This is a genomic window from Streptomyces sp. NPDC001709, from assembly GCF_053596375.1.
The window spans coordinates 39,977-54,539 of record NZ_JBSFGB010000006.1 but is presented as its reverse complement, the minus strand read 5'-3'; the positions used below and the strand labels follow the sequence as shown (position 1 = coordinate 54,539).

The window sequence follows — 14,563 nt, the reverse complement described above, 5'->3', positions numbered from 1 at the left end:
ATGCAACGCAGGCGGGGCCAGATGGCGACCGTGTGGGCCACGAAGGAGATCACCGACAACCGGGGGAACAAGGTGATCACCGTGGACGAGGACAACCCGATCACAGTGAGGGCCGCCTTCATCCCGCAGCGGTCCGGCAAGGCCGAGGTCCCCGGCCAGCAGCAGATCAACGTGACGCGGATGATCGTGGACGCCCATGTCGAGGGCGTCACCCTCTGGTCCCGCGTCCGCTGGCAGGGCCGCATGTGGGACGTGGTGACTCCGCCGGCATACCACCACGGCGACCGCCGCACCCGGCACTGGTCGATCGACGTGAGGGAGCGGCCCTGATGGCGCACATCGAAGACAAGGTGGGTCGACACAAGCTGGAGAAGTACATCGCTCTCCTGCCCGGCGTTCAGGACGCCCTTGACGAGGCCCGGTTCGAGATCGCTGCCCGCGCCGAGGAGCTGCTCCTTCAGCATCGCCTCGAAGGCCACGCACAGATCGACGTGGTGGACGGCGATGTCGACAAGTACGTGGTCCTGGACGACGAGCGCGGCAAGGCCGCTGCCCTGTCGATCGAGTACGGCCGCGCCGCTTCCGTCGAGGTCCGGACCCGCAAGGACGGCACCACGTACCTCGCCACGGTGGGCGCGATGGACGGCCTGTTCATCCTGGCCCGCGCCGCGAACCTCCCCAAGAAGCGGAAGGGGAAGGTGCACCTCGACTGATGGCAGGCATCCCCGACCACATCAAGGCCATGGCGGAGCTGTCGCCGGTCGAGGATCTCCTCCTGGCCGTGCTGCGCGAGGGCCTGCCCGGCGTCCGGGTGAAGTCCCTCGTCGACCTGCACGAAGAGTTCCCCCTCGTCCTGGTCCGCCGCGACCCGACGTGGGGCGAATGGCAGGGCGACACCCGCTTCACGGACGCGGCCCGCATCGTCATCAACACGTTCGCGCCGGACCCCAACGGGGACGAGGACGCGGCGATTCTCGGCGAGGCCGTCCGCGTCGTCATGCGCGACGCCTGGCTGAACCAGAAGGTCTATCCGCGCCTTGGCCACATCATCCGCGTGGACCTGAATTCCGCGCCGAGACGCGCTTCGGACTGGGCGACCGCTACCGGCCCCGTCCAGTACGCCGACCTCCCAACGGGGGTGTGGCGCTACGAGTCGATCTACGACGTGCAGATCCGTAAGCCACGGACTCGCCCCTACACCCCCTGATAGTTCCCATCACGCAAGGCCCGGTCCCCATTCGGGGTGCCGGGCCTTTTTGCGTGCGCGAGTAAGGATGCAGCCTCTTGGCGATCAACGACAACGCAGTTCTTGTCGTCGGGTCCGGTAACTACCTGACGGCGCCGGTCGGCACGGCAATGCCCGCCGATCTCCTGACGCCTACCTCCCCGTGGCAGAACGTCGGTCACACCTCCCTGGAAGACATCTTCGGAATCACTTCCGAGGGCGGCGAGGCGACCACGATCGGGTCGCTCCAGAACAAGTCTCTGCGCACGAAGTACAGCGCGCGTACGGAGACGATGACTTTCACGCTCCAGCAGTTCGACACTGCCGGGCTGAAGCTGTACTTCGGCGCCAACGCGCCGATTCTGCCGGACGGTTCGGTCGGCGTTCCAACCAACCCGGAGCCCACTCAGTCGGCGTTCCTCGCGGTATTCGTGGACGGCGACAACCACTTCGCCTTCTACGCGCCCCGAGCGGAAATCTACCGCGCCGACGACATGGCGATCTCGGACACCGAGTCCCTCGCCGGTCTGCCGCTCGGCGTCAAGCCGATGGCCTACGGCAACAACACCTGGACGTACGCGATCACGCCTCTCGGCGGCGTACTGGCGACCGGTGCTTCCGCCGGCACCCCCGGCTCCTTCACTCCTGACGGCGCCACCACCCCGGCCAACCTCGCCGGCATGTCCAGCGTGATCGCCACCCCGACGACCGCATGGACCACGGGTCAGCACGTGATCCTCGGCGACGGCTCGAAGGCGTACTGGAACGGAACCGCCTGGGTGGCTGGCCAGGCGTGATGACTCCCGGCGCGGGCGCATTGCGGACCCGCCCGCGCCGGGCCTCCCCCTCTCTCCTCGGTCCGCTCCCCCCTGTCTGTCTTCTCTCTGGAGGTCCGCAACCCCATGGCTTCTTACTCCCTCGACGACATCCGCGCCGCCGCTGAGCGCAAGTACGGCTCGACCGACATCGAGGTCGGCGGCGAGACCGTCCGACTGCTCAACCCGCTGCGCCTGCCCAAGGCTCGGCGCGATGCGCTGCTCGCCCTTCAGGAGCAGATGGGCAAGGAGGACAGCGACCAGGCCGAGCTTCTGTCCGAGGCGATCCGCACCGTGGCGCAGTCCGAGAAGGCCGCCGCGAACCTGCTCGACGAGGTGGGCGGCGACCTCGCGATCCTCGCCGAAATCTTCGGCCACTACGGCGAGAGCACTCAGGCGGGGGAAGCCTCGGCCTCGCAGGGCTGATCGACGAATACGGCGAGGGTCTGTACCCGGACCTGCTCTTCCACTTCGGCATCGACCTTGCCGAAGTGATAGCAGGCCGGGGCCCTTCCCCGTCTCTCGTCCTTCTGCTTGTGCAGAGGCTTCCCGACACCTCTCTTACGGTCGCGCTCGCGTCGGGCGGCCGTGAGTTCTTCGGCTGGGGTCAGGACCGGCACATGACCGCCGACCTATTCGACGCGATCAACCAGAACACCAGGGCGACCGGCCAGTGGGGCAAGAACAAGGCCCCCAAGATTCCGTCCTACCCGAGACCGCAGCCAAAGAAGGCCCCGGAAAAGAAGGCCAAGAAGCTGCGCTCCGTCGCCGAAATCTACAAACACTTCCAGCGGAGGTAAGCCGGTGTCGGATGCGAATGTTGTCGGCCGCGTAGCGGTAAAGGTCATGCCGGACACCTCCGGCTTCAAGGATGACCTGAAGGAAAAGCTCAAGAAGATTGAGCACGACATCGCGGTCACCATTCGCACGAAGGCGGACGCGAGCGGCGCCCGCAAGGATGTCCTTGAAGCGGTCCGGGCGATCAACAAGGACAACAAGGCCACCGACACCCGCAAGATCCGCTTCTACACGAAGCTCGACCTCAACGGCATGTCCAGCGAGGTCGCCAAGGCTGTACGCGAGTACCAGGCCCGCGCGAACCAGCACCGGATCACCTTCAACGCGACCGGCCGTCAGGTCGTAGACGAGGCCCGCCGGGTTCGCCGGCAGGCGGATGCCGAGCTGTCCGACCTGCACATCGGGGTCAACCTCGACAACCAGGGCTCGGTCATGGCCGCCATCGGCAAGGTGAAGGCCGCCCTCGTCGCGCTTGGCGAGACGGACATCGCCGTCGACATCAACGAGCCGAGCCTCAACGCCGCGATCCACATGTTCGAGGACCGCCTCGACGAGATCGGGCACATCAACCTCCGGGTCGACAAGGACAGCAAGGCATCGGTCGACGCCGCCGTGTCGGAGATCGAGCGAGAGCTTCAGAAGCTCGCCGAGACCGACATGAAGGTCAAGCTCGACCAGGCGTCCTTGGAAGAGGCGAAGCGCAACCTGCTCGCCGAGTCCCGCCGGGCTGCTCAGGAGACGGCCGACGAGATTCAGCAGGATCTCGACGCCATCCGCATCAAGCCCAAGCTCGACGAGCAGAAGGTCGCCCAGATCAAGCGGCAGCTCGAAGCAGCCTTCGAGCAGATGCACGCGCTGAAGGCGCAGATCACGCCCGAGCTGGACGCGCTCGCGAAGCGCAAGGTCGAGCGCGACATCGACGATCTTCAAGACAAGATCGACAAGCTCAAGTCGGAAGTCGAGCCCGAGGTCTCCCGTACCGGAATCCTCGGCGTGATGACGCACATGGCGATCCTCACGCGTAACCGGGTCGTCGACATCATCCCGAAGGTGAACGCCTCGGCTGCGGCTGCAACCGTCGCTGCCCTGAAGGCGCTCTCCGGGGCCCGAGTGATCAGCGAGATGTTCGAGGGCCTCTGGGACACGCTCAAGAACCTCGACAAGGGCGCCCCGATGATCGGCACCCTTGCGGCGGCCATCGCCGGTCTGGGCGCCTCGGGCATCGCGGCGGCGAGCAACCTCGCCTCGCTGTCCTCGTCGCTGGCGTCGATCGGGCCAACGGCCCTGCTTTTGCCCGGACTTCTGGGCGGCATGGCCGTGGGCCTGGGTGTCTCGATCGCCGCCTTCAAGGACTTCAACAAGGTCGTCCCCGAGGTCAAGTCGGCACTGTCCGGCCTCCAGGACACCATCTCGAAGAACTTCTGGGACAAGGCCGCCGAGCCCATTCGGAACGTCGTCGATGACCTGCTCCCGAAGTTCACTGCCGGCGTCTCGAAGACCGCTACCGAGCTGGGCGGGTTCTTCGGCTCCTTCGCGACCAACCTCGGCACCTCTCTGTCCCCGGCCTTGGACCAGATGTTCAAGGACCTGTCGGACTCGATCAGCATCGCGACGGACGGCACGGACACCTTCGCGTCGATCATCTCGACCCTCGGCCGAGTCGGCACGAGTTACCTGCCCGACCTCGCGTCCTGGTTCGTCAAGATCAGCGAGAACTTCGACGCCTGGCTGAAGAAGAAGGGCGACAACGGCCTCAAGGACATGATCGACCAGGGCATCCAAGCCCTGAAGGATCTCGGGTCCATCCTGGCCGACACGGGCGGCATCCTCGCTGGCTTCGCTCGCGCGGCTGAGTCCGCCGGCGGATCAACGCTCGGCACCCTTGCCGACGCTCTCGACCGCATCCACAAGACTGTGGACAGCGAGGGCTTCCAGAAGGGGATGACCGCAGTCTTCGCCTCGGCCCACGAGGCGATGCAGCGGATCGCCGACGAGTCCGGCCCGGCCGTCGAGAACCTCTTCAAGTCCCTCGGCTCGCTCCTGACGACGATCCTGCCGCAGGTCGGCACGGTCATTGGCACGGCTTTGGGCGCCATCGCGGGCGCCCTCTCGCAGCCCGCCGTGACCGACGGCATCAAGGCCCTGTTCGACGGCATCGAATCCGCGGTGAGTGCCCTCGCCCCGGCGATGGCCCCGCTCGGCGCGGCCTTCGGTGCACTCCTGCAACTGGTCGGCTCCATGCTGACCAGCCTCGGTCCGCTGATCGCGTCCATCCTGACGCCGCTCTCGCAGGCGTTCACCCAGCTCGCCCCCGCGATCGAGCCCCTGATCGGGCTCCTCGGCGAGGCCCTGGGCGGCGTGGTCGCCGCGCTGGCACCGCTCCTGATGTCCGTGGTCGAGGCCGTGACGCCGCTGATCTCGGCACTGGTCGAGGGCCTGGCCCCGATCATCCCCCTGATCACCGAGGCCCTGTCCGTCATGTCGGAGGCGCTTCAGCCGGTCATCGAGATTCTGATGCAGATTCTCACGGCCGCGATCATGCCTCTGATCCCGGTTATCCAGTCACTCGCCGCCGAGTTCCTGCCCCAGATTTCCGAGGCATTCGCCGCCGTCATGGAGGCGATTCAGCCGCTCCTCGAAGCACTGCTTTCCCTGGTGAACTTCCTGATGCCGATTCTGGCACCAGCGATCGAGTTCATCGCGGGCCTCTTCCTGGGCGCCCTGGTCGACGCGATCAAGGGTGTGGCTGATGTCTTCACCGGACTGAAGAACATCTTCGTCGGTGTCTGGGACATCATCGTCGGCGTCTTCAAGACGGTCATCGGCTTCTTCAAGGGCACGATTACCGGCGACTGGTCGACTTTCGGCAACGGCCTGAAGCAGCTCTGGAACGGAATCAAGTCGTTCCTTTCCGGCCTGTGGGACACGATCAAGGGCGCCTTCAATATCTTCCTGAGCGTCGGAATCCTCGGCGTCGGAGGAAAGCTACTCAAGGGCATCGGCGAGATGTTCAAGGGTGGCTGGACGGCCGTAAAGACGATCTGCCTTGAGCTGTGGAGTTCGCTCTCCTCACGGTGGTCGACTTTCCTCGCCGACCTGAAGGCGGCGCCGGGCGCGGCCCTGTCGGCTATCGCCAAGTTCTTCAGTCAGACGTGGGCCGACATCAAGACCGCCGCGACGGCGGCCTGGGACGCAGTGAAGGGCATCTTCAAGTCGAAGCTGTCCGATTGCGTCACCACCGTGAAGGAGCTGCCCGGCAAGGTCAAGGAGGTCTTCTCCGGAGCGGGCCGCATCCTGCTCGACGCCGGTAAGAAGATCATCGGCGGTCTGATCGACGGCATCAAGTCGATGTTCGGTGCGGTCAAGTCCAAGCTCGGCGAGCTGACCAGCAAGCTGACGGACTGGAAGGGTCCGGCCCCGAAGGACGCCAAGCTCCTTTACAACGCGGGCCAGTTGATCATCAAGGGTCTGATAAAGGGCCTTGAGTCGCAGTACGACAAGGTCAAGAAGTCGCTGCAAGACCTCACGGCGCAAATCCCGAAGAACGCCTCTAAGGGATTGAAGGACCGGATCAACAAGGACCGGACCAAGCTCCTTCAGTTGCTCGCCCAGTGGGAGGGCATCGGGAAGAAGCTCGAAGCCGCGAAGGACAAGCTCGACAAGATCCGCGAGGAAGCCGCCAACTACCGGAAGCAGATCGCGGATCAGGTCATCGGCACTGGCGATGTGACGAAGATCGAGGACACCTCGTTCAGCGGAATCTCGTCGGGCCTGAAGAACGCAGTCGAGCAGGCTAAGAAGTTCGCGGCCGTCCTCAAGCGGCTCAAGGATCTGGGCCTGAACTCCACGACGTTCGACCAGATCGCCTCCGCCGGACCGGAGGCCGGCCTCGCCGCAGCCGAGGCTATTGCGAACGCAGGCTTGAGCGGCGTCAACGAGATCAACGACCTGCAAAAGGAGCTGGAGAAGTACGCCAACTCGGCCGGGTCCACCGCGTCGCACTACATGTACGACGCCGGGATCAAGGCGGCCGAAGGGTTGGTCAAGGGTCTCGAAGCTCAGCAGGACGCGATCGAGAAGCAAATGCTCAAGATCGCGGACGCCATGGTCAACGCGATCAAGAAGGCGCTGGACATCCACAGCCCGAGCCGCCTGTTCCGCAAGCTCGGCAACTTCGTCGGCAAGGGCTTCGGCCTCGGCGTCGAGGACCAGCAGACGCACGTGGAGCGCGCGACCAACGCCCTCGCGGCGAGCGCAGTGTCGGGCGCCTCTCGGCATGTCACGGCCGCCGTCTCGGGCGGCCTCTCGGCGGCTGGTGGCGGCCAGTCCGTGACGAAGGTTCTGAACTACTACGCGGGCTCCGGTAGCTCCCTCTCGTCCGAGGAGGAGCTGTTCGCGGCTGCCTCGCGGGCAAGGATGGTCGGCTGGTGAAGCTCGAACTGAGCAGCCCCTCGGACAGGCTCGACCTGGCCGGGTTCGAGACTGACGGAGTGGGGTTCCAGGCCCTTGCCGGCATCACCGGCTTGGGCCTGCCCCAGCTCTCCGTGCAGTGGCTTGAAGGCGCAGGGGACGGCGCCGCCTACCGTGGGCGGCGCGTCCTCCCCCGCGACATCGACATCCCCCTCGACATCGTGGGGCGCAACCGGGCGCACCTCGCCGAGCTGGTGACTCGCCTCGCGCGGGTCCTGGCCGACGAGTGCAGCCTGACGTACATCGACGCGGCGGGGGTCCGCTGGTCGACACCGGTCCGATGGATCGGCGGAGGCAACATCGACCCCGGCACGGGTGACCGGGACGTTCAGACCGTCATCACCCTGCGGGCCCCCTCTCCGTACTTCCTGGCGGACTCCGCGCAGACGGTCACGATCGGCGGCACCACGGCGGCCCCGTTCCTGTCGGCCATGTCGTCGATGCCGCTCTCCTCGTCACAGGCGATCGGCTCAGCAGAGCTGACCAATGACGGCGACGTGGCCGCGTATCCGGTGTTCCAGGTGTTCGGGCCGGGTGACAACTTCAAGGCCATCGGCCCCGGCGGGGAGACGCTCTGGTACACGGGCTCGATCACCTCGACGGGCAGCATCACCGTCGACATGGGGACGGGCGTCGTCAAGGACGGCTCGGGCGCGAACGTGTACCGCTACCTGTCCACCGCTCCCCGCTTCTGGTCCGTCCCTCCGGGGACATCGACGATCTCTGTCTCGCTCCTGAACACGACGACCGCCTCGCGGATCGTCGTCTCGTGGCGACCTCGTAAGTGGGTGGTGATCTAGTGCGGCAAGAGGATCTCCTCGTCGAGGTCCGGGACAAGACCCTGACTCGCGTGGGGGCCATCCCTGCGGATCTCCTGACCATGGAGGCGACCGACACCCACAACAACGTCGGCACGTGGAAGCTCCAGATCAACGCGGAGCATCCGCTCGCCGCTGTCCTGTCGACTCCGGGCGCCGGCATCATCGTCACCGGTCCGGCCGACGTGCTGTTCTCGGGGCCGGTCACGAAGACCGAGACGGCCGTGACCGCGACCGATCCCCTGGGCACGCTGACCGTCGAGGGTGTCGACGACACGATCATCCTGTCCGACATGCTCGCCTGGCCCGACCCGGCCAACGGGGATGCCGCCACGCAGAGCCGGGCCTACGACGACCGGACCGACGCGGCCGAGAACCTCATGCACGCGTACGTCAACGCGAACTGCGGGCCGGGCGCCCCGGCCAACCGGCGCCGGACCGGGCTCATCATGGGCACGAACGGCGGGCGCGGCCAGATCGTCAGCAAGTCCCCCCGCTTCCAGCAGCTCGGCGAGCTGTGCAAGGAGCTGGCCGACCCGAACGGCCTGGGCTTCCGGATCGTGCAGCGCGGCTCCAACCTTGTCTTCGAGACGTACGCGGTCGCCGACCGCACGAAGGAGGCCCGGCTCGGCGTCGTGAACAACACGCTCGCCGGTCAGCGGGTCACCGTGTCCACGCCGCAAAAGACTCGCGTAATCGTCGGCGGCGACGGGGACGGTTCCAACCGCCTGTTCGTCGGCGTCGACAACGCCGACTCGCTCGCCGCCGAGTCCGACTGGGGACGCCGCATCGAATCCTTCGTGGACGAGCGGTCGACCACCGACACGGCCGAGCTGACGCAGAAGGGTACGGAGGCCCTCGCAGACGGCGGCACCACCGTGAAGGCGGCCCAGGCCGTACCGATGGAAGACAGCGCTCTCGACTTCGGACGCGACTGGTTCCTCGGCGACAAGGTATCCGTCATCGTCGGCGGCACGGAGATGGCGGCCGTCGTCACGGGCATGGTCCTGAAGGTCGACGAGGACGGCTACCGGCTCGGCGCGACCCTGGGCGACCCGACTCCGCTCGATCCCGACGCGGCGGCGGCTGCCGCGCAGAAGGACTTGGAGTCGCGCGTCTCCTCGCTGGAGCGCACAGCGGAGGCCACCCCGCCCGGCCCTCGCGTTGTCGATCCCGGCGGCATCACGCAGGCCACGCCGCCCACCGCCTACCCGCAGGGCGCGACGACCGAGTTCTACCTGAGCGCCACCGCGGCTACTGCCGGCGGCTGGGACTTCGGTGGCAAGTGGGGCTACGTCACGACCCGCGTGTGGAGTGGCGGCGACGCTACGCAGACTTGGCGCCGGGTCCACGCGAACACAACGGCGCACGAGATGTGGGTGCGTGGCGGCAACTCAACCGGCTGGTCGCCTTGGCGGCAGGTGGCCTTCGACAGTCAGCTCACCGCCTCCGCTGTCACGCAGTCGACGGCCGTCGCGAGCTACCCCGAGGGCGTGTCGACCCTCTACATGACCGACACCGAGGCCACGTCCGGCGGCTGGGACTTCGGCGGCAAGTGGGGAATCCTCGTTACTCGCAAGCTGCGCGGCGACGCTACGCAGACGTGGCACCGAGCGGCGGGCACCTCCGCGACCGAGACGTGGATGCGCTCCGGTAGCGGCTCCGGGTGGGGGCCGTGGCGACAGGTGGCCTTCGACAACATCCTCAGCGCGACGGCGGTCACCCAAGCATCGCTGCCGTCCGCCTACCCAACCGGCACGTCCACCGTGGTCATGGACTCCACGCAGGCCACGGCCGGCGGATGGTCCTTCGGCTCGGGCGGCCGGTACGGAGTCCTGACCACCTTCCACCCCGTCGGCAGCACGTACGCACACCAGACGTGGCGGCGACTGAGCCCGACAGTCACCGAGGAGTGGTTCCGCACTGGGAACGACGCGGCGGGCTGGACGGCTTGGAAGACGGCCGCGCATGCCGAGCAGACCCCGCGCGGAGTGCTGGCCTTGCAGACCCTCGGGACGACGGCCTACGTCGGCGACACCGAGTCCATCGTCTACACCCAGCAGTTCCAGGCTGACGCGGGCCGTTGCTACAAGGTCACGATCCGCATCGCGGCCGTGGACACCGACGCGACGGGCGACAACGCCAACACGAACATCCGGTACGCCAAGCAGAGCGCCATGACGACCGTGCGATGGGCGACCGGTACGACGGTCAGTACGTCCTCGACGGCGATCGGCACGTTCTACAGCACCACGTACGACGACGACTCGAACTCAGCGACCGGCATGGACGCCACCTTCTACCTGAACAACCCCCCGGCCGGGCCGATCACGGTCGGCGTGGGGCTCAACACCCGCCGGGCTGCCGCCACGTACGGCATGGTCCGCTTCCTGCCGTCGACCCTCTCGACTCTCGCGATCGAGGATGTCGGCGCGGCCCTGTAAGGAGTCTCCCCTTTGGCAATCACGTCCTACCCGTTCGACAACCAGTCCGTCACGGAGACCCAGTTCTCCCAGATGTTCCGGGAGTTCCAGGAGTCGGGAGTCGTCGCCTCGTTCGGCGGCTCCGGCTTCACGGTCACGGCCGGTACGGGCATGAACCTGAACGTCTCCTCGGGCTTGGCCTTCCTGCGCGGGCACATGGTGCAGTCGACCGCGACCGAGGTCGTCACCATCCCGGCCGCCGGCACCTCCGTACGGGTCGACCGAGTGATCCTGCGACTCGACCCGTCGCTGAACTCCATCGTCCTCGCGGTGAAGCAGGGCACCGCAGGCTCGACGACCCCGGCCGCCCTGACCCAGACGGACACGGGCATCTATGAATTGCCCCTGGCTCAGGTCACGGTGAATGCGAGCGTCACCTCGATCGCGTCCGGGGACATTCAGAGGACGCGTCCCTTCGTGGGGACTCGCATCCTCGTCTGGAACTCCCTGACCCGTCCCACGAGCCCGCGCCTGGGACAGATCGGCTACAACGCCGACACCTCCGCTTTCGAGTTCTGGAACGACACGGCATGGACGCCGCTGATCTCGAATGTCTCCTGGGCCAACCTGTCGGGCAAGCCTGCGACGTTCCCCGCGTCCGCGCACACGCACAAGTGGGCGGAGATCACTGACGCCCCCACGTCCCTGCCCCCGGCCGCGCACACGCACGACTGGACGCAGGTCACGGGCAAGCCGACGAGCTTCCCGCCCACCTCGCACGAGCACGACTGGACGCAACTCAATAACGTCCCCACGTCGTTCCCGCCGTCGTCCCACTCCCACGCGTGGTCGTCCATCACCTCGAAGCCGAGCACGTTCCCGCCCTCGTCTCACTCGCACTCGTCCTACCTTGAGTCCGGCGACACGATCGCCTGGGCCAACGGCACGAAGCGCGTGCACGCCGACTCCGTGTCTGGCTCCGGGACGTATTACGCGGTGTGGGTGCAGGGCGACGGCACCTTCGCGCGCAACACCAGCTCGCGCCGCTTCAAGCAGAACATCCGGGACATCGACATCGACCCCGAGGCAGTTCTGTCCCTGCGTCCCCGCATCTACGACCGGCGCCCGAAGGAAGAGGGCGGCGACTACCTGCGGGACGAGTTCGGTCTCATCGCCGAAGAGGTCGCCGAGACACTCCCCGAGATCGTCACCTACGACGAAGAGGGACGCATCGACGCCCTGCGCTATGACCTGCTCGGCGTCGCGCTCCTGTCCGTCGTGCAGGACCAGGCCGACCGGATCGAGCGACTGGAGCAGCTCGTCTCGGAGCTGTCCCGTTGAGCATGTCCCCTGACGTACAGGTCGCATTGGTCTCTGCCGGCGGCATGGTCACCGCGGCTTTGGTCGGCGTGCTGGTCGAGCTGGTACGCCGCCAGGGGACAGCCCTCGCCGAGGTGCGCGAGCACGCCCAAGAGGCCCGAGATCAGGTCTCCAACACCCACACGACGAACCTCCGGGACGACTTGGACCGCGTGATCGCGGGACTCGATCGCGTCCTTGACGGCCAGGCCGAGCACAGCCGGGACATCCGCGAACTGCGCGCCGAGTTGTCCCACGAGCGGATCGAGCGCCTGGCCGTCTCCGAGCGGCTCGACACCCACATCTCGACGACCGCCCCCTAAGACCTCCCATTCCCCGAGGCCCTGTCCCCACGGACGGGGCCTTTCGCATGTCCCAAAGGAGGACACCCCCTTGACCACTCAGGCTCAGAAGATCCTCGGCATAGCCAGGGCCGAGAAGGGCTACCACGAGGGCCGGAAGACCGGTCACTGGAACAACGACCAGAAGTACAGCGACGAGACCCCTGGCCTGGAGTGGAGCGACTTTCAGGCGTGGTGCGCGACGTTCGTGTCCTGGTGCGCCATGAAGGCCGGGCTCGCCGACCTGTACCCGCGCACCGCGTCGTGCGCGACCGGCGTCGCCTGGTTCAAGCAGCGCGGGCGGTTCTCGGCCTTCCCCGCGATCGGCGCCCAGGTGTTCTTCGGCAAGAACGGTGGGACGCACACCGGCCTCGTCTACGACTACGACGACGACCCGGACGGCTTCATCTACACGATCGAGGGCAACACCAACGCGGACGGCAGCCCCGAGGGCGACGGCGTGTACGAGAAGAAGCACCGCCGCAAGGACGCCTACGTGTTCGGCTACGGCTACCCGGCCTTCGCCGAGGGCATCAAGTCGGCTGACCCGGCCTGGAAGGACAAGGCCCCGAAGCCCGAGCCCTCGAAGCCCAAGCCGCCGGCACCGAAGCCCGCTCCGGTGAAGACCGCGATCGTGTCTCTTGACCCTGCGGTAAAGCCGGGCGTCAACCACAAGCAGGTCAAGGAGCTTCAGCAGCTCCTCATCAAGGCCGGGTACGGCCCAATCAAGGGAGCCGTGACCGACTTCTACGGACCGGAGACTCAGCGCGCGGTGGCCCGCTTCCATGACCGGAACCCGAAGAACCGAAGCGGCCTGCACGACCCGAAGATCGGGCCGCAGGGCTTCATCGCTCTCCAGAAGCAGGCGGGCCGCCGATGAGCAAGCACCGCAAGCCCGTCGCCGCCGTCCTGTCTGCTCTGCCCGTCCGCTACCGCTCGCGCGCCGGGGCCGTCGTCGCGGCCCTGGGCGTGATCGTGAGCGTCGCCGCCACCGTCTACGCCGACCGGCCCGAGGTCGCCCTGATCGTTCAGGTAGCGACCGCCCTGGGCCTGGTCGAAGGCCGGGACTCCGAGTAGCACTGCGCCCCCCTGCTGGCCCTTCGCGGGTCGGCAGGGGGGCGCCTTTCGTCGTCTCAGGACTGCTTGGCCTTGGCCTTCTTCTCCGCCTCGATCTGATCCAGCGTGGCCACGCGGGTACGGCGTCGCCGCTGTGCCGGGGGCTTCTCGGCCGCCGTCGTCTTCTTCGCGGTTGTCTTCTTGGCGGTCGTCTTCTTGGCCGTCGCCTTCTTCGCCGCAGGCTCGGGCTTCTCGCCCTCGTCCACCGCGTTCAGGTAGAGCGGTCCTTGCTCCGCCTCTTCCGCCGGCACCAGGGGGCCGAAGACCTTCTCGACGGGGGCAATGTCCTCGGCGCACAGGTCGCGCGTCACGCCCTCACCGTTCTCAGGGGTGAGCGTGTACCGCGTGGCGGGGCGGTCCTTGCGTTCGCAGATGTCACAAACACGCACGGTGATCGTTAGATCCATTCTCCGCTCCCCTCGCCTGCGGCTTCCTCGCGACGATTCCACCGCAGGCGAGGGGGCTGGGTCAAAGTTGTCAGGCGGTCTGGGGCTGGATTCGCTTCAGGTAGCGGCTGCCGGTCCGGCGGTCGCGACCCATGACCTTCGCGAGGTTGGGGCCGTTGACCTCCTTGCCCTGGGCGGCGAGGGTCTCGGCGGCCTTGCGGATCTCCTCGTCGCTCGGGCCGGGGCGACCGGGACGGCGACGGGCGCGGGCCTTGGCCACCTCGTCGACCGGCGGCTCGATGCCGTCGAGGGTGGGCTGAACGGGCTCGGCGTCCTGGTCCTGGTGCTCGTCCTGGCCCTGGCCCTCGACGGTCTGCGGAGCCTCGGCCTGCACGGGTCGTGCGGAGCGGATGACCATGTGGGCGACGTGACCGGCGACGATCGCGGGGACGGCCGAGACGGCTGCGACCAGGGCCTTGGAGGAGGTCATGTACCCGGCCGCGATCCAGTGGGCGACGACCTGTCCCGTCAGGGTCATGCCCAGGGCGCCTATCGCACCAGCGACGGCCGAGCCCCGGCCCTTCTCCCCCTTCTCGCGGCTCTCGGTGAACCAGACCGCGACGACGGCGTAGACGCTCATGCAGACCGGCATGCCGGCGGCGACCCACTCGCCCCATCCGGCGGTGCGGGCGAGCTGGTACTCGCCGGGGGCGGACATGGCGAGGGCGACGGCCAGGACGAGGGCGCCGACGACGTAGGCGTACCAGGGCAGACGAGGCAGGCGTGCAGACGTAGACATGGGTGTGCCTTTC

15 protein-coding genes are annotated in these 14,563 nt (G+C 67.2%); 13 read left to right on the top strand and 2 right to left on the bottom strand.

The genetic code is table 11. From position 1 onward, the window contains the following. The 13 genes from ACWC0C_RS11020 to ACWC0C_RS10960 all read left to right on the top strand — a co-directional run bounded on the left by ACWC0C_RS11020 (window position 1) and on the right by ACWC0C_RS10960 (window position 13,326). Window positions 1-330 (top strand): phage head completion protein, encoded by a 330-nt coding sequence (locus ACWC0C_RS11020; protein WP_450863635.1) that lies wholly within the window; start codon window positions 1-3, stop codon window positions 328-330. Continuing rightward, window positions 330-713 (top strand): DUF5403 family protein, encoded by a 384-nt coding sequence (locus tag ACWC0C_RS11015; RefSeq protein ID WP_450863287.1) that lies wholly within the window; start codon window positions 330-332, stop codon window positions 711-713. The genes ACWC0C_RS11020 and ACWC0C_RS11015 overlap by 1 nt, the downstream gene beginning before the upstream one ends. Beyond that, complete coding sequence (locus ACWC0C_RS11010; RefSeq protein WP_123995368.1) at window positions 713-1,207, top strand: hypothetical protein; 495 nt, start codon at window positions 713-715, stop codon at window positions 1,205-1,207. Before ACWC0C_RS11015 ends, ACWC0C_RS11010 begins: the two co-directional genes overlap by 1 nt. Before the next feature lie 77 nt (window positions 1,208-1,284). After that, window positions 1,285-2,022: a phage tail tube protein gene (locus ACWC0C_RS11005; protein WP_450863285.1), complete on the top strand. Its 738-nt coding sequence runs from the start codon at window positions 1,285-1,287 to the stop codon at window positions 2,020-2,022. A 105-nt stretch (window positions 2,023-2,127) separates the two neighbouring features. Further along, the gene (locus ACWC0C_RS11000) at window positions 2,128-2,466 is read left to right on the top strand and encodes a phage tail assembly protein (RefSeq protein ID WP_450863283.1); all 339 of its coding nucleotides are present in this window, start codon (window positions 2,128-2,130) and stop codon (window positions 2,464-2,466) included. Between the two features lie 110 nt (window positions 2,467-2,576). Continuing rightward, entirely contained in the window at window positions 2,577-2,840 is a 264-nt protein-coding gene (locus ACWC0C_RS10995) for a hypothetical protein (protein ID WP_450863282.1), read from the top strand. Window positions 2,841-2,886: 46 nt separating this feature from the next. Next, a complete protein-coding gene (locus ACWC0C_RS10990; RefSeq protein WP_450863280.1) occupies window positions 2,887-7,269 on the top strand; it encodes a hypothetical protein in 4,383 nt (1,460 codons plus the stop codon). Further along, window positions 7,266-8,108 carry a phage tail family protein gene (locus tag ACWC0C_RS10985; protein ID WP_450863278.1) on the top strand — a complete coding sequence of 281 codons (843 nt, stop codon included), beginning with the start codon at window positions 7,266-7,268 and terminating at the stop codon, window positions 8,106-8,108. The genes ACWC0C_RS10990 and ACWC0C_RS10985 overlap by 4 nt, the downstream gene beginning before the upstream one ends. After that, window positions 8,093-10,570 carry a Gp37-like protein gene (locus tag ACWC0C_RS10980; RefSeq protein ID WP_450863277.1) on the top strand — a complete coding sequence of 826 codons (2,478 nt, stop codon included), beginning with the start codon at window positions 8,093-8,095 and terminating at the stop codon, window positions 10,568-10,570. The genes ACWC0C_RS10985 and ACWC0C_RS10980 overlap by 16 nt, the downstream gene beginning before the upstream one ends. A 12-nt stretch (window positions 10,571-10,582) precedes the next feature. Then, entirely contained in the window at window positions 10,583-11,890 is a 1,308-nt protein-coding gene (locus ACWC0C_RS10975; protein WP_450863275.1) for a tail fiber domain-containing protein, read from the top strand. A 2-nt stretch (window positions 11,891-11,892) separates the two neighbouring features. Next, a complete protein-coding gene (locus tag ACWC0C_RS10970) occupies window positions 11,893-12,231 on the top strand; it encodes a DUF2746 domain-containing protein (RefSeq protein ID WP_450863273.1) in 339 nt (112 codons plus the stop codon). Between the two features lie 70 nt (window positions 12,232-12,301). After that, on the top strand, window positions 12,302-13,129 hold the full coding sequence (locus ACWC0C_RS10965) for a C40 family peptidase (RefSeq protein WP_450863271.1): 828 nt from the start codon (window positions 12,302-12,304) through the stop codon (window positions 13,127-13,129). Further along, on the top strand, window positions 13,126-13,326 hold the full coding sequence (locus tag ACWC0C_RS10960; protein WP_450863269.1) for a DUF7439 family protein: 201 nt from the start codon (window positions 13,126-13,128) through the stop codon (window positions 13,324-13,326). The genes ACWC0C_RS10965 and ACWC0C_RS10960 overlap by 4 nt, the downstream gene beginning before the upstream one ends. A 56-nt stretch (window positions 13,327-13,382) precedes the next feature. Here ACWC0C_RS10960 and ACWC0C_RS10955 read toward each other — a convergent pair whose 3' ends face one another. Continuing rightward, a complete protein-coding gene (locus tag ACWC0C_RS10955; RefSeq protein ID WP_450863268.1) occupies window positions 13,383-13,772 on the bottom strand; it encodes a hypothetical protein in 390 nt (129 codons plus the stop codon). A 70-nt stretch (window positions 13,773-13,842) separates the two neighbouring features. Then, a complete protein-coding gene (locus ACWC0C_RS10950) occupies window positions 13,843-14,550 on the bottom strand; it encodes a hypothetical protein (RefSeq protein ID WP_450863266.1) in 708 nt (235 codons plus the stop codon). Window positions 14,551-14,563 lie beyond the last annotated feature (13 nt).